The sequence below is a fragment of the Clavibacter sp. genome (assembly GCF_014802555.1).
GTDB classification, from domain to species: domain Bacteria; phylum Actinomycetota; class Actinomycetes; order Actinomycetales; family Microbacteriaceae; genus Clavibacter; species Clavibacter sepedonicus.
In genome coordinates this window covers 1-18313 of record NZ_JAAVCB010000083.1, presented here as the reverse complement: position 1 = coordinate 18313, position 18313 = coordinate 1, and the positions used below count along the sequence as shown (strand labels likewise).

Here is an 18313-nt window from a genome sequence, read left to right as displayed (position 1 = left end):
GAACGGGGCATTAGCGTGAGTCACGAAGACCTCCGGTGATGACGTGTGCTTGGTAACTCACATCGTCCCGGAGGTCTTCGCTATCCGCCCCAGCGTTCACAACCTCCCGAGGAACTACAGCTAGCCGCGGTGCCGTCGCCGTCCTCGTCAGCGGGGTGCGGCGTGTCCTCCTCGGGCTCGAAGTGGTCGTTCCCGCCGTCGTGGCCGGCCGCGACGCCCGTCGTGCCCGCGGGGATCGTGCCCTCGCCGCCGAGCTTCTCGTCGTCGTCGTGCGCGTCGGCCGTGCCGTCGTGATGGGTCATGTCCGTGCCTCCTCTGGCCGCGGCCGGTGCCCGCGTCGTCGCGGGTGCATCGCGGCCGGCGACGTCCCCTCCATCCTGCCCGCCCGGGCCGCCGACGCCCTCGCCCCTGTCCGGCTGCTGCGCCGTCGCAGGATCCCGTCATCCGCCCTGGACTCGTTAGCCGGACTAATGAGCTAGCCTAAGCACATGTCCGACTCCCCCGACCTCAGCCAGAGCCTGCGCGCCGGCGTCATGCGCCTCGCGCGTCGCCTGCGCGCCGAGAAGGCCGACCACGAGCTGAGCGACAGCCAGTTCGTCGTGTTGGCCCTGCTCCTCCGCGACGGGCCGACGAGCCCCGGCCGCCTCGCGGAGATCGAGCGCGTCACCGCCCCGAGCATGAACCGCACGGTCAACTGCCTCGTCGAGGCGGGATACGCCGAGCGCTCCCCCGCCCCCGACGACGGCCGTCGCGTCACGGTCTCCATCACCGACGCCGGACGCACGGTCGTGCAGGAGACCCGCCGGCAGCGGAACGCCTGGCTCTCCCTCCGCCTCGGCGAGCTCACCGCCGCCGAGCGCGCCACCCTCGCCGAGGCCGCTTCCCTCCTCGGCCGCATGGCCGCCGCGTGAGCGCCGTCTTCCGGAGCCTCCGCGCCCCGAACTACCGCATCTGGTTCGCTGGCGCCCTCGTCTCGAACGTCGGCACGTGGATGCAGCGCACCGCCCAGGACTGGATCGTCCTCACCGAGCTCACCCGCTATGACGCGACCGCGGTCGGCATCGTCATGGCGCTGCAGTTCGGCCCCATGCTCCTGCTCTCCCCCTACGCGGGCCTCATCGCGGACCGCTACGACAAGCGCCGCGTGCTGATGATCACCCAGGGCGCCATGGCGGTCCTCGGCCTCGGACTCGGCCTGGTCGTGCTCTCGGGACGCGCCGAGCTCTGGCACGTCTACCTCTTCGCGCTCCTCCTCGGCGTCGCCTCGGCGCTCGACGCCCCCGCCCGCCAGTCCTTCGTCTCCGAGCTCGTCTCCGACGACGACCTCTCCAACGCGGTCGCCCTGAACTCGGCGTCCTTCAGCGCGGCGCGCATGATCGGGCCGGCCGTCGCGGGCGTCCTCATCGCGGGCGTCGGCACCGGCTGGGTCTTCCTCCTCAACGCCGTGAGCTTCATCGCGGTGCTGTTCGCGCTCACGCGCCTCCGCGTCGGCGAGCTCCGCCGTCCGGAGCGCGTCGCGCGCTCCCGCGGCCAGCTGCGCGAGGGCTTCCGCTACATCGGCGGGCGTCCCGACATCATGGTGATCCTCGTGATCGTGTTCCTCGTCGGCGCGTTCGGCTACAACTTCCCGATCTTCACCTCCACCATGGCGAGCGTCGAGTTCGGCAAGGGGGCCACCGAGTTCGGGCTGCTCTCGTCGAGCCTCGCCGTGGGATCCGTCGCGGGCGCCCTGCTGTCGGCCCGCCGCGAGCGACCCCGCATCCGCCTGGTGTTCGTGGGCGCCGCGCTCTTCGGCATCGCGACCGGGCTGGCCGCGATCGCGCCCACCTACCTGCTCTTCGCCGGGGCGCTCGTGATCGTGGGCGTCGTCTCGCAGACCCTCATGACGAGCGCCAACAGCACCGTGCAGCTCACGGTGGAGCCGCGCATGCGCGGCCGGGTGATGGCCGTCTACATGGCGATCTTTGTCGGCGGCACCCCGCTCGGCGCGCCGATCGTGGGCTGGGTCGCGAACACGTGGGGCCCGCGCGCCGCCCTCATGGTGGGCGCGGCGAGCGGCATCGTCGCCGCCCTCATCGCCATCGCGTGGCTCGTGCTGCACCGGCACCTGCGCGTCTCCTACCGGATCCACCGCACGCCGCACCTGCTCGTCACGCACGACGGCGACGGACGCGACCGTCGCGAGGACGCGCGCGAGGACATCGAGGCGGACGAGGCCGTCGCCCGCCGCACCTGACGCGGCGCGCAGCCGCCCGGCCCGGCCTCAGGGCGCGGGAGCGGGCGTCGCGGTCGGCGGCACGTAGCCGACGTCGTCGAGGCAGTAGTCGAGGAACGCGCTCGTCGCCCGCAGGTACTGCCCGGTGTCGAGCGACGCCCCGTCCGTGTCGGCTCCCGTGCGCAGCGCCTCCAGCTCGTCGACGATCGTCGAGAACGAGGCGACGAGCGGCTTCATGTTCTCCGGGGCCATGCCGGCGAGGGCCGCGTCGCCCTGCTTGACGCGGTCGAGGAGGGTCGGATCCACCGCCTTCCCGTCGCCGAGCGCCTGCACGAGCTTGGTGGAGTCGGGCAGCACCTGGGCGAGCGTCGAGCAGGTGGCGAGCTCGTCCTCGGTCGGCGGGCCGGGGGCACGCGTCACGGTCGGCTCGGGGCTCGCGGTGCCGCCGGGAGCCGCTCCCGCGTCAGGGGTCGCGCTGGCCGCGGGCGTCGTCGCCTCGGGCTCGGGCTGCCCCGGATCCGTCGTGCACCCGGCGAGCACGAGCGCTCCCGCCGCCGCCGCGATCACGGGCGCCCACGATCGGATCCGGCGTGCGGGGCTGTGCGTGCGGGCCATGCGAGCCTCCTCGGCGCCTATCACGGGTGATCTGCCCCACGGAAGTCGATCGACGCGGGTGCCAGGGCGAACGCCCCATACCACTACCGTATTCGAATGACACGAAGCGAGAGCGACCGCAGCACCGTCACGCCCGATCCGACTTTCGTGGCGCAGGACTTCAGCCACGAGCAGGAGGGCTACCAGCACGGGTTGAAACCCCGCCAGCTCCAGATGATCGCCATCGGCGGCGCGATCGGCACCGGTCTCTTCCTCGGAGCAGGCGGTCGGCTGGCCTCCGCGGGCCCCGCCCTCGCGATCGTCTTCCTCATCTGCGGCGTCTTCGCCTTCTTCATCCTCCGCGCGCTCGGCGAGCTGGTGCTGCACCGCCCGAGCTCCGGGTCCTTCATCTCCTACGCCCGCGAGTTCTACGGCGAGAAGTTCGCCTACGCCGCCGGATGGATGTACTTCCTCAACTGGGCGACCACCGCGATCGTCGACGTGACCGCCGTGGCGCTCTACATGCACTACTGGTCGGCGTTCACCGCGGCTCCGCAGTGGCTGCTCGCCCTCATCGCCCTGGCCGTCGTGCTCGCGCTCAACCTCGTGGCCGTGAAGGTCTTCGGCGAGATGGAGTTCTGGTTCGCGCTCGTGAAGGTCGCGGCCCTCGTCGTCTTCCTCATCGTCGGCATCGTGTGGCTCGCCTGGAGCTTCCCCGTCACCGTCGGCGGCGCCGAGGTGCAGACCGGGTGGACCGTCCTCCAGCAGAACGGCGGGATCTTCCCGCAGGGCCTCGTCCCCGTGGTGCTGGTCGTGCAGGGCGTCGTCTTCGCCTACGCCGCCATCGAGCTCGTCGGCACCGCGAGCGGCGAGACGCAGGACGTGGAGAAGGTCATCCCCCGCGCCATCAACTCGGTCGTCTTCCGCATCGCGATCTTCTACGTCGGATCCATCGTGCTGCTCTCGCTCCTGCTCCCCTACACGGCGTACAGCGCCGACCAGAGCCCGTTCGTCACGTTCTTCTCCAGCCTCGGGTCGCCCGAGGTCGGCGCCATCGCCGGCTCCGTCATGAACTTCGTCGTGCTCACGGCCGCCATGTCGAGCCTCAACGCGGGTCTCTACAGCACGGGCCGCGTGCTCCACTCCATGGGCATGAACGGATCCGCGCCCAAGTTCACGACCGTCATGTCGAAGGGCGGCGTGCCGTTCGGCGGCATCATGCTCACCGGTTCCATCACGCTGCTCGGCGTCGGCCTCAACGCCCTCGTGCCGAAGCAGGCGTTCGAGATCGTGCTGAACGTCGCGGCGCTCGGCATCGTGGCGGGCTGGGCGACCATCATCCTGTGCCAGATGCGCCTGCGCACCTGGGCGAAGCAGGGCAAGGCGAAGGAGCCCACGTTCCGCCTGCCGGGCGCGCCCGTCACGTCGTGGCTCACGCTCGCGTTCCTCGTCAGCGTGCTCGTGCTCATGGCCGTCGACTGGCCGATCGGCACGCTCACGGTCGCCTCGCTCGTGATCATCATCCCGTTGCTGGTCGTGGGCTGGTACCTGCAGCGCGACCGGATCCTCGAGATCGCCCGCGTGCGCGAGGGCATCACCGGCCCGTTCCCCGTCACCGGTCGCGACGCGGCCGACCAGCGGAAGCGCTGACCGGCGCCCGTCAGCGCGACCCGACGCCGCCGTCCCCCTCCCCGGGGGCGGCGGCGTCCTCGTCCCCTCGGGCGGCAGGCTGCGCCGGATCCGGCCGCAGCCGCCGCCCGTACGCCAGCAGCTCCGCGTCGTGCTGCATGACCCAGGCGACCGCGGCGTTGAGGCTCTCGCGCCGCTGGACCCACACCCGCAGCCCGTCGGATCCCAGGCCGCACGCGTAGACCTCGTAGGAGAAGGGGGCCGCGAGGTCGGCCCGATGACGCAGCACCCAGCCCAGGGCCGGACCGTCGCCCACGCGGACGAGCCACGCGCCGCGCACGGGGTGGGCGTGGGGATGCTCCGGCACCGGCGTGATCGCGCCGGTCGCGTCGCCGCTCTGCTTGCTCCACATGCGGATCCCCTCGGGGTCGTCCGACCCGGACCCCGCGCCCGCGTCGACGCCCGGCCGCGTCGAGCCGAGCGTACGCGCGCGCACCGACACCGCCCGACGGGATGCGCCTCACGCGCAGGCCTGGAGGACGCGGTCGATGGCGCTCCGATCCGCGTCGTCGATCGACAGGCCGTACCGGCTCACGATGAAGGCAAATCGGGTGACGTAGAGGCACCGGTAGGCCGCGTCCGGCGGGAGCCACGTGCCCGGCCCCTGGTCCGACTTGTCCTGGTTGGTGGGACCGTCGACCGCCTGCAGCTCGTCGAGGTCGGTGGCGAGGCGCTCGCGTCGCTCGTCGGTCCACGACCACGCCCCGTGCTGCCAGGCCCAGGACAGCGGCACCAGGTGGTCGATCTGCACGGCCGCGCTCGTCCGCGGACCGCGCGTGAAGTCGATGCCGCGCCCCGTGTAGACATCGTCCAGGTGCCCCGCGACCACCGTGCAGCCCGGGTCGGCCGGCGAGGAGGACGCACGTGCGAGGTCCCGCACGAGCACGTCGTCGCGCTGGTCGCATCCGTTCCCGTCGGTGTCCGCCCAGGCCGGGCCGAACGCATCGCGGTCGTAGCGCGGATGACGTTCGCGGCCGTCCGCGGGGATGGCGTCGGTCATCCCGCGTGCGGCCGCCAGGTCGATGCGGCCGTCCCCCACGAGGCCCGCGCCGGCGAGCGTGCGGACGACGGCGCCGTCCGGGACCTCGGCGCTGAGGCGCCCGCTGCCCGAGTCCGGACCGAGGGCCGCCTCGCGCGCGCCCACGACGACCGCGGCGAGCACGACGACGACGGCCACGGCCACGAGGAGCGCGCGGACCGCCTCACGCCTCGTGCGCAGGATGCGCACGAGCGCGCGCCGTCCCGCTCGCCGCCCCGGACTCCCGCGCCGCCATGTTCTGTCACCCATCGCACCCCCGTCCCGAGGGCATGGTCACACGAGCGCGGCGTCGGATCCGCGGCCCGTCGAGCACTTCGTGGGGGACGAGGACGGCATCGTCTCGGGGAGGAGGCGTCGGCTGGCCGCCAGCTGCGCCGCATGACGGCGGGCCCAGCGGAGCCGGATCAGATCAGGGCGCGCGCGGCCCCGGCCAGATGGAGGACGGCCCCCAGCGACGACGGGCCCGGCGTGTTCTGCCCCGCGGTCGCGAAGCGCACGAGCGCGAAGGCGACGACGGCGATCACGACGACCGCGGCGATCACGTAGATCCAGATCCGCAGACCGCCATGCGCGGGCTGGAGGGGGTTCTGCTCGAGGGGGCCGTCGTGGTCGGGTCGCTCGGGGTGTTCGCGCATGCTCGCACCCTACGCCGGTCGCACCACCGACCGACGGGCACCCCGGATGCGCCGACGGGCGGTCCCTCGTTGACGAGGGACCGCCCGTCGGCGGTGACGGACCCGGGAGGGCGCGTCGGAGGGGTCAGGCGGAGATGCTCTGCGCGAGGACGCCGTCGAGGACGACGGACGCCTCCTCGTCGGTCGACTTCTGCGCGAGCGCGAGCTCCGAGACGAGGATCTGGCGAGCCTTGGCCAGCATCCGCTTCTCGCCGGCCGAGACGCCCGAGTCCTGGTCGCGGCGCCACAGGTCGCGGACGACCTCGCTGACGCGGCGCACGTCGCCGGACCCCATCTTCTCGGTGTTGGCCTTGAAGCGGCGCGACCAGTTGCCGGCCTCCTCCTCGACGTCGCCGCGGAGCACGTCGAAGACGGCCTCCACGCCGGAGCTGTCGATGACGTCGCGCAGCCCGACGAGCTCGGCGTTGTCGACAGGCACGTCGATCACCAGCTCGCTCTGGTGGATCTGGAGGGTGATGTACTTCTTGTCGACCCCCTTGATGGTGCGGGTCTTGACCGCGGTGATCGTGGCTGCGCCGTGGTGGGGGTACACGACGGTCTCCCCTACTTCGAAAATCATGTAGTACTGTCCTTCGATCCCTCGAGATGTGTGCCGGAGATGTCGCGCACGCGCATGCTCAGCCGCGTGGGCGCCGACGTCCCGCGCCGCGACGCACGCCATGGGCGTGGTCGTGGTGCGTGGCCGGTGCACCGAGATCACCGGCCGCCGCGGCGCTCCGCTAGGGGCGTCCGCGGTGATGGTCCGACCGGTATTCTCTCACGGTTCTCCGGCGACCATCGACGTGATCGATCGCGGAGCAGGACGCCCCCGGCTGAGCTGCTCCGACGTGGAGCGTGTGGTGCACCCCCTCGGACTTGAACCGAGAACCCACTGATTAAGAGTCAGTTGCTCTGCCAATTGAGCTAGAGGTGCAGGTGAGGACCCTGTCGTTCTGGGTACCGGACCGAGAGATGACACTAGCACCACGCCGCGGGCCGACGCGAATCGACGCCGTGGAGCTCCCGGCCGGGCATCGGGCGGCCGGCCCTAGCATGGTCGTCGACATCCCCGAACGAGAAGCTCCCCCATGACCGAGACCACCCGCCTCGAGAAGGGGCAGCCCGCCCCCGACTTCACGCTCCCGGACCAGGACGGCTCGCCCGTCACCCTGTCGGACCTCCGCGGCCAGGACGTCATCGTCCGCTTCTACCCTGCCGCCGGCACACCCGGATGCACGACGCAGGCGTGCGACTTCCGGGACAGCATGGACTCCCTCCAGGGCGCCGGCTATCGCGTACTCGGCATCTCGAAGGACCCCCAGGAGGACCTCGCCCGGTTCCGCGAGGAGCAGGGCCTCGGCTTCACACTCCTGTCGGACCCCGACCTCGAGGTGCACCGCGCCTACGCCGCGTACGGCGAGAAGTCGCTCTACGGCAAGAAGGTCACCGGCGTGATCCGCTCCACCGTCGTCGTGGACGGCGAGGGACGCGTCACCCTCCCCCTCTACAACGTCAAGGCGACGGGGCACGTGGCGTCGCTGCGCAAAAAGCTCGGCGTCGACGCCTGACGCCCGCGCACGCGTCGTCCGGCTCAGTCGCGACGACGCGTGGCGAGGAGCACGGACCTCGTGAACAACAGCACGATCACGAGGACGGACGGCACGATGAGGCCCCACCCGAGGTCCTGACGCGCGTCCGCGCCCTGGAGGCTGCCCGCCCCGACGGCGATCTGCAGCACCTGCCACGTCACGGCCGCCGGCCGGACCCAGCTGCGTCCCCGCAGGATCCCGCGGACGACGGCGCCCAGGAACACGGCCGCGAGCGCGGCCAGGGCGATCAGCGCGACGGCGCTGGCCAGCGACGACGGCGTCGAGGTCAGCAGGTCGACGACCAGGAGCGCGGTGACACCCGCCATGCCCAGCGCCTCGAGCGCGACGAGCACCGTGAGGAGGATCACGGCGGCAGATCGGCGGGGTCCGTCCGCGGGCTGGCGCGGATCGAGGGCATCACCGGTTCCGGTCACAGCACGTTCCCATACAAAGCTATTGATTGATCGTTGGCTCTATGCGACGATATTCGAGGTCGAGTTCGTTCACAGGGTGGTGAGCAGATCCGGAACCGAGCTTACAAGGGACGCCTCCCTGAAGCTGAGCATCTCACGAGGAGGGGCCACGTGCCCCGTCCCGATGCAGTTCCCGGACGCCTCGCCCCACCCCCATCCCGCGGCAGATCCGCCGTGCAACGAGTACCGACCTGAGGAGCACCCCTATGGACTGGCGTGACAAGGCAGCCTGCCTGACTGTGGACCCCGAGCTGTTCTTCCCCGTGGGGAACACCGGCCCGGCCGTCGATCAGATCGACAAGGCCAAGGCCGTCTGCGGCCGCTGCTCCGTCACCGAGATGTGCCTGCAGTACGCCCTCGAGACCGGTCAGGACTCGGGCGTCTGGGGCGGGCTCAGCGAGGACGAGCGCCGCGCCCTCAAGCGCCGCGCGGCACGCGCCCGCCGCGCCAGCTGACGCACGCACCACGCACCACCGACGAGAGCCGGGCCGCCCACGGGCTGCCCGGCTCTCGTCGTCCCCCGGCACGAACGACGGCCCGTCGGGGTACGGATCAGGCCGTGACGGGCGCCAGCCAGCGCAGCGGCACCTCGATGGTCACCTCGGTGCCGCTGCCCATGAGCGTGTGCCAGTCGATCGTGCCGCTGAGCTCGCCCTGGATGAGCGTCCGAACGATCTGCGTGCCGAGCCCCGTCCCGACCTTGCCCTCGGGCAGCCCCACGCCGTCGTCGCGGACGCTGACGGTGAGCGTCTCCTCGGTGCGCGCGGCCTCGATGGCCACCTCGCCCGAGCGCCCGGCCAGGCCGTGCTCCACGGCGTTGGTCACGAGCTCGGTGAGCGCGAGGGCGAGCGGCGTCGCGTAGGCGCTCGGCAGCACGCCGAAGCTGCCCAGGATCTTCGGGTGCACCCGCGTGTTGTGCGCGGAGGCGACCTCCGCGATGAGCAGGAGGACCCGGTCGAACACCGCGTCGAAGTCGACGTTCTGGTTGAGCCCCTCGCTGAGCGTGTCGTGCACCACGGCGATGGCGCCCACCCGGCGCTGCGCGTGACCGAGAGCCTCGCGCGCCTCCTCCGTGTGCGACCGGCGGGCCTGGATCCGCAGGAGGCTCGCGACCGTCTGCAGGTTGTTCTTGACCCGGTGGTGGATCTCGCGGATCGTCGCGTCCTTGGTGATCAGCTCGCGCTCCTGGTGGCGCAGCTCCGTCACGTCGCGGCAGAGGACGACCGCGCCGACCCGCTCGCCGTGGCTGCGGATCGGGATCGCACGGAGCGACACGGTGACGCCTCGCGACTCGATGTCGGTCCGCCACGGCGCGCGACCGGCGACGATGAGCGCCAGCGACTCGTCGACGGTCAGCCGCTTGCCGGTGAGCAGGCTGGACGTGGCGTCGGCCAGGGACTCCCCCTCGAGCTCCTCGGAGAAGCCCATGCGGTTGAACGCGCTCAGGGCGTTGGGGCTCGCGAATGTAGTGATGCCGTCGACGTCGAGACGCAGCAGGCCGTCGGAGGCGCGAGGCGCCCCCCGCCGAGGACCGGTCGGCGAACCGAGGTCGGGGAAGTCACCGTCGGCGATCATCGCGAAGAGGTCGTTGGCGCACTCGTTGAACGTCAGCTCCTGACGGCTCGGAGTCCGCGTCTCGCTGAGGTTGGTATGCCGCGTGATCACGGCGATGGGCGTGTCCGTGACCTCGGGACTGCCCTGGGCCAGGCGACGCAGCACCGGCACCGCGCGCACGCGGGTCGGCGTCTCCTCGTACCAGTCCGGCGCGGACGAGTCGATGATGCGGGCGGTCTCGTGCGCGTCCGTGACCTGCTTGCGCCACTCCGCCTTGATGGGCTGCCCCACGAAGTCGCGGTAGAACAGCGTGGCCGAGCTCGACGGCCGGGCGTGTGCGACGGCGACGAAGCTGCCGCTCACTGTCGGGACCCACAGGACGATGTCCGCGAACGCCAGGTCGGCGAGGAGCTGCCAGTCGCCGACGAGGAGGTGGAGCCACTCGACATCCGCGTCGGAGGACAGACCCTGGGCATGCACGAGATCGCTGAGCGTGGACACGGCTACAGCCTATGCGGGCCGGGCGCGCTCCTCCCCCGCGCGATCGGCGCCGCGACGGCGGGAGCCGGCCGCGCGACGAACCCGCCGCGGCGCGTCCTCAGGAGGCAGGAGCGTCGTGCGGGTGAAACGCGACCACTCGACGAGCGCGGGCGACCGCGGCGCTATGTCGCGGAGAGTCGCGCCGGCGAGCACCGCGGCGTCGAGCGACTCCCGGTCCTCGGGGACGTACCCCACCGCCTCGACGCTGCCGAACCGGAACAGGGTGCGTCGCACCTGGCCCGCGGCGTCCCAGCCCCCTGCGCTGGGGCGCACCCGGTTCACGAGCACGGAGACGCGCGACGGGTCGACGATCTCGAGGAGCTGCACGTACGCGCGGAAGAAGCGCGAGAGGCCCACCGTGTCGGCGGAGACGACGGCGACGACGTGATCCGCACCGCGCAGCACCGCGTGCGTGGCCGCGTTGCGGCGGGGCGCGAACATGTCGCTCGAGATCTCCTCGTCGTCCTCCAGGTTGAAGGACGCGTCGACCACCGTGTAGTCGCGCCAGCCCCGGCACGCCTGCAGCACGGCGGAGACCCTCCCCTCCGCGAGCTCCGGCCACCTGTCCGGGCGCGAGATGCCGGTCAGGACCGAGAACCCCGGCGCCCGCGTCGACGGGTGGTGCTGGGCGATCCGCTCCAGCTCCTCCACGGTGAGGCTGTCGGCCGCAGCCAGGCGGCAGGCGGCGGCGAAGCCCGGCGCCTCGTCCAGCAGACCGAGCGTCGCGGCCACCGTGCCGCCGTGGACGTCGGCGTCGACCAGCACGGCCGATCGACCCGCCGCGGCGACCTCGCCCGCGATGGCCAGCGCGGTCGTGGTCCGGCCCGGAGCGCCCTGCGGACCCCGGACGGCGATCACCCGGCCGATCCGTTCCCGTCCGTCGTCCGGCTCCTGCTCCCGGACGACCGGGGCCGGCACGCGCGGGCGTCGGGCGAGGCCGAGACGCGCTCGCAGCGGTCGAGCCCGGCGGTCCCGCTCCGGTCGCGTGCGGGAGCTCGTCCCGGGGCGTGAGGAGCCATCGGTTCCGTCCCGGCCGCTCGACGGATCTGCGCGGACGTCGGACCCGTGGGCCGACCGTCGGGTCCCGGCCTCGGGGAGCCGAGCCCGATCGCGTGAATCGCCCGGGTCGCCGTGCTCGGGTGGAGCGATCTCCAGGTGCGCGGCGACGGCGTCCGCGCGTCGGACGCCGGAAGCCGTGCCGCCGGCCGCCCCGAGCGGGCGCACCGAGAGCAGCAGCTCCTCGATCTCGCGCCAGGTGGCGCCTTCATCCACGACCTCATGGTGTCCGAGCGCCTGCGCATTGCGGCGGTCGGCCTCGCTCGACGCCACCGCGACGGCTCGCGCGCCCCGATCGTCGAGCGCCGCGAGCACGTCGCGGTCGAGCGTGGCGGGAGACGCGGCGATGACCAGGTGCAGGGGGTCGATCGTCGTCGCCTGGACCGCGGCGACCACCTCCGCCCCGCCCGTGACGCGAGCGAGGACCGCGTGGCCTGCCTCGACGACGTCGCGGAGGAGGGCGTCCTCCACTCGGGGCGGGAGGGCGAGGATGAGGGACGCCACCCTCAGGCCCCCGCGTCGCCGACGGGCACGAGCGACATCTGGTCCCCTGCGTCCGTGGATGCGAGGACCGCCGCCACGTCCTCACGCGGCACGGTCAGCTGCACCTGCGTGTGGTCCTGATCCGCGACGAAGCCCTCGGGCCGGATGACCTGGGCGACGGTGGCCCCCGAGACGATGACGCGCGGCGCGTCGTAGGCGTTCGTGCCGGAGCCCTTGACCGCGGCAGCCCAGATGTCGACGACGGTGCCCGGTGCGACGAGGTGGTCGGCGCCCGCGGACGTGGGGATGACGACCGATGCGGTGGTGCGCGCGTCCGCCGAGGAGAGCGATGACCGCGGGACCAGCTCACCCGCTCCCACGAAGCGCGTGACGACGAGCCCGTCGGCGGAGTCCGGGGAGACGTAGTGGTCGGCGGCGCCGTCGATGCGGACGCGCACGGGCACGAGGTCGGAGGCATGGACCGTCGTCCCCGCGTCGAGGGCGGACGCCGCGGCCATGACGACCACCGAGGAGTCGGCGGAGCGCAGGAGCGCGACGACGCCGCCCGTGGACACGAGGACCAGTACGAGCCCGACGACGAAGCGGGGATCCAACCAGACGGGACGGCGCGCCGGACGCGCGGGACGAGGGGTGGGAGGCATGCCGGTCAATGTCGGGGACGGCGCTCGCGGGCGTCGCGCGTTGTCCACATGGTCCCGCGCGACGGGCGGTCAGACGCGGACGAGGACGATCCCCGCGAGGGGCACCAGCCGGTACCCCGAGACGGCTGACTCCCGCCGAGGGGTGCCCGCCTCGTGGACCGCGATGTCGACGTGGTCGCGGGCGACGCGATCCAGCGTGCCGCCGATGACGGTGTCACGGAGCCGCAGCTCGACGCGCGCACGACGCCTGCAGAGGTCGCGCAGGACGAATGGCAGCCCGATCCGGTCGACGATGCCGCGCTCCGGCGGCAGCTCCGAGACGGGCGCGAGGCTCGACCGCGCCTGCTCGCGGTCCAGGGCGAGCGCGTTGATGGACGCGATGGGGAGGATGCACGCCCGCTCCTCAGGCGAAGGCGCGTCGCCCGGGACCGTCAGCTCCCCCGACAGCCAGTCGCGTCCGAGCACCTTGGCGCGGAGGTCGATCCAGGTCCCGTCCGACAGCGACAGGCGCAGCGGCCTCGCCTGGTCGGGTGAGATGAGCGCCCTCAGGCGGTCGCGCATGACGGTGCGCGCGACGCGCACGCGCTCCTCCTCGGCGCGCTGGTCCCGCTCCTCGGCGAGCCGCGCCGTCTCCCACTGGCCCTCGAGGTCGTCGAAGAGGTTCTCCCACCTCATCGGTCGCCGGACCCCGGCTTGCGGATGGAGCGAGGCGGCGGCGGGGAGGGCTGGTACATCCGGGTCACCTTGGGTCCCTTCCTTGAGATCCGCTCTCAGTTCTCCACATCTTGTGCACTGGACGTGCGCCGAGCCTCTCGCGATGTCACAGTTGACCAGTCATCGTGGTCCCCCGATCGGGGGGAGCACCGGGATGGGAGTGACGCATGAGTGAAGCAGTGCCACGGGAGGATCTCCCTGACCGTCGGAGCGCCGTCGCCAGGAACGCCGAGGGCGCCCCGACTCGTCGGTCCGGTGCTCGGAAGCCCGCATCCACGCAATCGCAGGCGACGAGCGCAGCGGTCGGTTCGTCGTCCGCCGCCGCGCCCGCCCCGACCGCCACGGTGCGGGGCACCGTGCGCAAGCGCTTCGACGTCGACTACTTCTTCGGGCGGCAGCCCTGCAGCAGCCAGGACCTCCCCCCGTCCGGTCCGTTGCTCGAGAACCTCACGCGGTGCGTCATCGAGATCCTCGCGGGAGCCCGGGAACTCGACCAGATCGCACGGTGGGTCAGCGATGACGTGTACCGCCACCTCCTCAAGCGCGTGGTCCTCAGCGCTCGTGCCCGTCGCGCGAAGGGGCAGTCGGTGACGCGGCCGGTGTTCACCATCGGCACGGTCACGTCGTTCTCGCCCCGCGACGGCGTCATCGAGGCCGTGATCGTGGTCCACGGACGGGCACGAGCCCGCGCCGTCGCCATCCGGCTCGAGGGCCTCGACCGGCGGTGGCGCGCAACGGCCATCAACGTGCTGTAGCCCGCCCCCGACACGACGAAGGGCGCATCTCCCGCGGGAGATGCGCCCTTCGTCGTGCTGTCGGCGTATGCGGTCGGACCCGGGACGACGGGAGACCCGTCGCCCCGGGGGTCCTACTTGCGCCGGTCGGCCTTGCGGCGCTCCTCGCGGTTCTGCGGAGCGGACGATGCACCGGTCGGCTGGCCGAATGCGCCGCGCGCGGGCGGGCCCTGCGGGGTCTCCGGCTCGTCCTCGCCGACCAGGACGGCGTCCTCCGCCTGCTGGTCCTTCTGGGCCTTGGCCGTCGCCGCCTTCTCGATCTGGCCGCGCTGGTTGCGGACCTCGACACCACCGTCGTCCGTGGGAGCGGTGTAGCGGAGCTTGTCCGCCGTGGCCTGGTTCGCGGCGAGGCCCTTCGCCTGGATGCGCGGGCCCACGGACTCGGCGTCGGCGGGGGCCTGCACCTCGACCTCGAGGTTGAAGAGGAACCCGACGGTCTCCTCGCGGATGGCGCCCATCATCTGCTGGAAGAGCGCGAAGCCCTCGCGCTGGTACTCGACCAGCGGGTCGCGCTGCGCCATGGCCCGGAGGCCGATGCCGTCCTTGAGGTAGTCCATCTCGTAGAGGTGCTCGCGCCAGCGTCGGTCGATGACCGAGAGCACCACGCGACGCTCGAGCTCGCGCATGGCGGCCTCGCCGAGCTGCTCCTCGCGCTTCGAGTAGGCGAGCTTCGCGTCGGAGAGGATCTCGCGGCGGACGAAGTCGCGGTTGACGCGGCCCTTGCTGCCGGCCTCCGTGATGACCTCGTCGATCGTGATGGAGATCGGGTACAGCGTCTTGAGCTCGGTCCAGAGGGCGTCGAAGTCCCAGTCGTCGCCGTTGCCCTCGCCGATGTGCGAGTCGAGCACGTCGTCGATCACGGCCTCGAGGAAGCGCTGCGAGCGCTCCTGGAGGTCGTCGCCCTCGAGGATGTGGCGGCGGTCGCCGTAGATGGCCTCGCGCTGGCGGTTGAGGACGTCGTCGTACTTGAGGACGTTCTTGCGGATCTCGGCGTTGCGCGCCTCGACCTGGCCCTGCGCGCTGCGGATGGCCCGGCTCACGACCTTGGACTCGATGGCCACGTCGTCCGGGACGCTGTCGCGCCCCATGAGGCTCGCGGCGGCGCCGTTGTTGAACAGCCGCATGAGGTCGTCGGTGAGCGACAGGTAGAAGCGGCTCTCGCCGGGGTCGCCCTGGCGGCCGGAACGCCCGCGGAGCTGGTTGTCGATGCGGCGGGACTCGTGGCGCTCGGTGCCGAGGACGTAGAGGCCGCCGGCCTCGATGACCTTGGCCGCCTCCTCGTCCACCTCGGCCTTGACCTGGGCGAACACGTCGTCCCACTCGGTCTCGTACTGCTCCGGGGTCTCGACGGGGCTGAGTCCGCGCGCGTTCATGGCGGCGACCGCGAGGAACTCCGCGTTGCCGCCGAGCATGATGTCGGTGCCGCGGCCGGCCATGTTGGTGGCGACCGTGACGGATCCCAGATGACCGGCCTGCGCGACGATGGCGGCCTCACGCGCGTGGTTCTTCGCGTTGAGGACCTCGTGGCGCACGCCCTTCTTCGCGAGGAGCTTGGAGAGGTACTCGCTCTTCTCGACGCTCGTGGTGCCGACGAGGACGGGCTGGCCCGCCGCGTGACGCTCCGCGATGTCCTCGACGACCTGCTCGAACTTCGCCTTCTCGTTCTTGTAGATGAGGTCGGACTGGTCCTTGCGCTGCATGGGCCGGTTCGTGGGGATGGGGACGACGCCGAGCTTGTAGGTGCTCATGAACTCGGCGGCCTCGGTCTCGGCCGTTCCGGTCATGCCGGAGAGCTTCTTGTAGAGGCGGAAGTAGTTCTGCAGCGTGACGGTGGCGAGGGTCTGGTTCTCGGCCTTGACCGCGACGCCCTCCTTGGCCTCGATGGCCTGGTGGATGCCCTCGTTGTAGCGGCGGCCCATGAGGATGCGCCCCGTGTGCTCGTCGACGATGAGCACCTCGCCGTTCATGACGACGTAGTCCTTGTCCTTCTTGAACAGGGCCTTGGCCTTGATCGAGTTGTTGAGGAACGAGATGAGCGGGGTGTTCGCCGACTCGTACAGGTTGTCGATGCCGAGGTGGTCCTCGACCTTCTCGATGCCGGTCTCGAGCACGCCGACGGTGCGCTTCTTCTCGTCGACCTCGTAGTCGACCTCCGGGACGAGGCGCTTGGCCACGTTCGCGAACTCCGTGAACCAGCGGTTCGCGTCGCCGGCGGACGGGCCGGAGATGATGAGCGGCGTGCGGGCCTCGTCGATGAGGATCGAGTCGACCTCGTCGACGACGGCGAAGAAGTGGCCGCGCTGGACCATGTCGGACGCCTGCCACGCCATGTTGTCGCGCAGGTAGTCGAAGCCGAACTCGTTGTTCGTGCCGTACGTGATGTCGGCGGCGTACTGCTCGCGGCGCTGCTGCGGGGTCTGGCCCGCGAGGATCACGCCGGTGGTCATGCCGAGGGCGCGGAACACGCGGCCCATGAGCTCGCTCTGGTAGCTGGCGAGGTAGTCGTTGACCGTGATGACGTGGACGCCGCGCGAGGCGATGGCGTTGAGGTACGCGGGCAGCGTGGCGACGAGGGTCTTGCCCTCGCCGGTCTTCATCTCGGCGATGTTGCCGAGGTGCAGGGCCGCGCCGCCCATGATCTGGACGTCGAAGTGGCGGAGGCCGAGCGTGCGGCGGGAGGCCTCGCGGACGGCGGCGAACGCCTCGGGCAGCAGGTCGTCGAGGGACTCGCCGTTGGCGTGGCGCTCGCGCAGCTCGACGGTCTCATTCTTCAGCTCCTCGTCGGTGAGGTGCGTGAAGTCCTCCTCGAGCTGGTTCACCGCCTTCGCGTAGTTCTGCAGCTTGCGGAGCGTGCGCCCCTCGCCGACGCGAAGGACCTTCTCGAGTACTGAGGCCATCGGTGTCTCCCTGCGTAGATGGGCGGGCGCCGGATGACGACGACCGCCGTGACGGCGCGCGGATGTCGCCGCCGACGAGCTTCGCCATAGTACCGGCTCGTCCGGTGCCCTTCCCGGGAGCGCCCTGACCCGTGGACCCGGCGCCATGCACGAGGCCCCGTGCGCCGGAGCGCGCGGGGCCTCGAGGGGAGGGACGGGATCAGCGGCGGAGCGCCCGCGAGCCGGCTCCGGCTCCCGCGAGCTCCTGCTCGCCGTCGGCCAGGCCGATGACGCCGTAGTCCCAGCCCTTGCGGCGGTAGACGACGCTCGGGCGGTCGGTCTCCGCGTCGATGAAGAGGAAGAAGTCGTGGCCCACGAGCTCCATGTGCTCGAGCGCCTGGTCGACGGTCATGGACTGCGACGGGAAGACCTTGGTGCGGATGACCACGGGGCAGTAGTCGTCCTCGGCGACGGGCTGGTCGACCGGCGCGACGCTCTTGCCGTTGACGCGCTCGATGAGCTCGGCGTCTGCCGGGTCGAGGTCGATCTGGGCGAAGCCGTCCGTCGCGGCCTCGTGCAGCGAGAGGGGCCGGTGGTTGCCGCGGTGGATCTTCTTCTTGTCCTTGGCGCGGCGCAGCCGTTCGAGCATGCGCCCGAGGGCGAGGTCGAAGGCGGCGAACTTGTCGGCGGCGCTGCTCTCGGCGCGGATGACGGGGCCGGGCCCCACGAGCGTGATCTCCACGCGGTCGTCCCCGGCGGATCCGCCGGACTTCTCGCTGTGCCGCGAGACCTTGATGTCGAGAGAAATGGACTTCTCGGCGAGCTGGACGATCTTGTCGGCTTTCTCGGTGGCGTACACGCGGAATCGGTCGGTGATCTCCGCGTTGCGGCCGGTGATGTTGATGTCCATGACGTACCTCCAGATCATGACGCGTCGCCCGCTGGAAGAGGGCGATCACTTTCACGCCTTTCGGGCGAGCCTAGACCTCGGGCAACTGCCTGCGCGAGGCATCCGGCGGGTGGACCGCGAGCGCATCCGAGATGCACAGGGAGCGACGGGTCGGTCAGCGAGCGCGCGGCAGTCCGTCGCGGGAGCGGGCGGGGACGGCGGTGAGGACCGCGCACGCGACGACGTCGCCGCCGGCGGCGCGGATGGCGCGGCAGGTCTCGCGGAGGGTGGCGCCGGTGGTGAGGACGTCGTCGACCACGAGGATCTGGCGGCCGGCGAGATCGGTGCGCGCCACGAGGCAGCCGTCGACGTTGGCCGCGCGGGCGGCGACCCCGAGGCCGGCCTGGTCGGCGGGGCGGCGGGTGAAGCGGAGCGGGTGGCGCCGAAGCCCCGGCACGCCCGGGGCGCGGAG

The 18313-nt window shown here is 71.8% G+C and carries 20 protein-coding genes and 1 tRNA gene; 6 read left to right on the top strand and 15 right to left on the bottom strand.

What is annotated here, in order from left to right:
- Positions 1 to 80: 80 nt before the first annotated feature.
- Positions 81 to 302 (bottom strand): hypothetical protein, encoded by a 222-nt coding sequence (locus HDR73_RS09805; RefSeq protein ID WP_012298122.1) that lies wholly within the window; start codon positions 300 to 302, stop codon positions 81 to 83.
- 186 nt (positions 303 to 488) lie between these two features.
- On the opposite strand from HDR73_RS09805, the gene HDR73_RS09800 reads away from it, so the two are divergent.
- Both HDR73_RS09800 and HDR73_RS09795 read left to right on the top strand, forming a co-directional pair.
- Positions 489 to 911: a MarR family winged helix-turn-helix transcriptional regulator gene (locus HDR73_RS09800; protein WP_012298121.1), complete on the top strand. Its 423-nt coding sequence runs from the start codon at positions 489 to 491 to the stop codon at positions 909 to 911.
- Complete coding sequence (locus HDR73_RS09795) at positions 908 to 2236, top strand: MFS transporter (protein WP_012298120.1); 1329 nt, start codon at positions 908 to 910, stop codon at positions 2234 to 2236. The genes HDR73_RS09800 and HDR73_RS09795 overlap by 4 nt, the downstream gene beginning before the upstream one ends.
- Positions 2237 to 2263: 27 nt before the next feature.
- Here HDR73_RS09795 and HDR73_RS09790 read toward each other — a convergent pair whose 3' ends face one another.
- Positions 2264 to 2830, bottom strand: a complete 567-nt coding sequence (locus tag HDR73_RS09790) for a hypothetical protein (protein WP_012298119.1) — start codon at positions 2828 to 2830, stop codon at positions 2264 to 2266.
- 96 nt (positions 2831 to 2926) lie between these two features.
- Here HDR73_RS09790 and HDR73_RS09785 point away from each other — a divergent pair, with 96 nt between their 5' ends.
- Positions 2927 to 4459 carry an amino acid permease gene (locus HDR73_RS09785; RefSeq protein WP_094169884.1) on the top strand — a complete coding sequence of 511 codons (1533 nt, stop codon included), beginning with the start codon at positions 2927 to 2929 and terminating at the stop codon, positions 4457 to 4459.
- Positions 4460 to 4469: 10 nt separating this feature from the next.
- Here the strand turns inward: HDR73_RS09785 and HDR73_RS09780 are convergent, their stop codons facing one another.
- From HDR73_RS09780 to HDR73_RS09760, 5 genes are all read right to left on the bottom strand, one after another.
- The gene (locus HDR73_RS09780; RefSeq protein WP_287136421.1) at positions 4470 to 4934 is read right to left on the bottom strand and encodes a hypothetical protein; all 465 of its coding nucleotides are present in this window, start codon (positions 4932 to 4934) and stop codon (positions 4470 to 4472) included.
- Between the two features lie 24 nt (positions 4935 to 4958).
- Positions 4959 to 5726 (bottom strand): HNH endonuclease family protein, encoded by a 768-nt coding sequence (locus tag HDR73_RS09775; RefSeq protein ID WP_012298116.1) that lies wholly within the window; start codon positions 5724 to 5726, stop codon positions 4959 to 4961.
- A gap of 215 nt (positions 5727 to 5941) precedes the next feature.
- On the bottom strand, positions 5942 to 6172 hold the full coding sequence (locus tag HDR73_RS09770; protein WP_012298115.1) for a hypothetical protein: 231 nt from the start codon (positions 6170 to 6172) through the stop codon (positions 5942 to 5944).
- A gap of 124 nt (positions 6173 to 6296) precedes the next feature.
- On the bottom strand, positions 6297 to 6791 hold the full coding sequence (locus tag HDR73_RS09765) for a CarD family transcriptional regulator (RefSeq protein WP_012298114.1): 495 nt from the start codon (positions 6789 to 6791) through the stop codon (positions 6297 to 6299).
- A 278-nt stretch (positions 6792 to 7069) separates the two neighbouring features.
- Positions 7070 to 7145: transfer RNA gene (locus HDR73_RS09760), tRNA-Lys, on the bottom strand.
- 154 nt (positions 7146 to 7299) lie between these two features.
- Here HDR73_RS09760 and bcp point away from each other — a divergent pair.
- Positions 7300 to 7779, top strand: coding sequence for a thioredoxin-dependent thiol peroxidase (gene bcp / locus HDR73_RS09755; RefSeq protein WP_012298113.1), 480 nt, complete (start codon positions 7300 to 7302; stop codon positions 7777 to 7779).
- Positions 7780 to 7802: 23 nt separating this feature from the next.
- On the opposite strand, the gene HDR73_RS09750 is transcribed toward bcp, so the two are convergent.
- Entirely contained in the window at positions 7803 to 8234 is a 432-nt protein-coding gene (locus HDR73_RS09750; protein ID WP_041464364.1) for a hypothetical protein, read from the bottom strand.
- Positions 8235 to 8479: 245 nt separating this feature from the next.
- Between HDR73_RS09750 and HDR73_RS09745 the strand changes: the two genes are divergently transcribed.
- Complete coding sequence (locus tag HDR73_RS09745; RefSeq protein WP_012037746.1) at positions 8480 to 8728, top strand: WhiB family transcriptional regulator; 249 nt, start codon at positions 8480 to 8482, stop codon at positions 8726 to 8728.
- A gap of 97 nt (positions 8729 to 8825) precedes the next feature.
- Here HDR73_RS09745 and HDR73_RS09740 read toward each other — a convergent pair whose 3' ends face one another.
- The 4 genes from HDR73_RS09740 to HDR73_RS09725 all read right to left on the bottom strand — a co-directional run bounded on the left by HDR73_RS09740 (position 8826) and on the right by HDR73_RS09725 (position 13243).
- Entirely contained in the window at positions 8826 to 10328 is a 1503-nt protein-coding gene (locus tag HDR73_RS09740; RefSeq protein ID WP_012298111.1) for a sensor histidine kinase, read from the bottom strand.
- A gap of 9 nt (positions 10329 to 10337) precedes the next feature.
- The gene (locus HDR73_RS09735; protein WP_106408672.1) at positions 10338 to 11927 is read right to left on the bottom strand and encodes a CpaE/TadZ family protein; all 1590 of its coding nucleotides are present in this window, start codon (positions 11925 to 11927) and stop codon (positions 10338 to 10340) included.
- Positions 11928 to 11929: 2 nt separating this feature from the next.
- Positions 11930 to 12568, bottom strand: coding sequence for an SAF domain-containing protein (locus tag HDR73_RS09730; protein WP_012298109.1), 639 nt, complete (start codon positions 12566 to 12568; stop codon positions 11930 to 11932).
- Between the two features lie 69 nt (positions 12569 to 12637).
- Complete coding sequence (locus tag HDR73_RS09725; RefSeq protein WP_012298108.1) at positions 12638 to 13243, bottom strand: hypothetical protein; 606 nt, start codon at positions 13241 to 13243, stop codon at positions 12638 to 12640.
- A 206-nt stretch (positions 13244 to 13449) separates the two neighbouring features.
- On the opposite strand from HDR73_RS09725, the gene HDR73_RS09720 reads away from it, so the two are divergent.
- Entirely contained in the window at positions 13450 to 14037 is a 588-nt protein-coding gene (locus HDR73_RS09720; protein WP_012298107.1) for an Rv3235 family protein, read from the top strand.
- A 113-nt stretch (positions 14038 to 14150) separates the two neighbouring features.
- On the opposite strand, the gene secA is transcribed toward HDR73_RS09720, so the two are convergent.
- From secA to HDR73_RS09705, 3 genes are all read right to left on the bottom strand, one after another.
- Positions 14151 to 16973 (bottom strand): preprotein translocase subunit SecA, encoded by a 2823-nt coding sequence (secA, locus tag HDR73_RS09715; protein ID WP_012298106.1) that lies wholly within the window; start codon positions 16971 to 16973, stop codon positions 14151 to 14153.
- A gap of 199 nt (positions 16974 to 17172) precedes the next feature.
- Positions 17173 to 17862 carry a ribosome hibernation-promoting factor, HPF/YfiA family gene (gene hpf / locus HDR73_RS09710; RefSeq protein WP_041464363.1) on the bottom strand — a complete coding sequence of 230 codons (690 nt, stop codon included), beginning with the start codon at positions 17860 to 17862 and terminating at the stop codon, positions 17173 to 17175.
- Between the two features lie 154 nt (positions 17863 to 18016).
- Positions 18017 to 18313 (bottom strand): ComF family protein (locus tag HDR73_RS09705; RefSeq protein ID WP_287136420.1); only part of this gene is annotated, 297 nt, incomplete at its 5' end.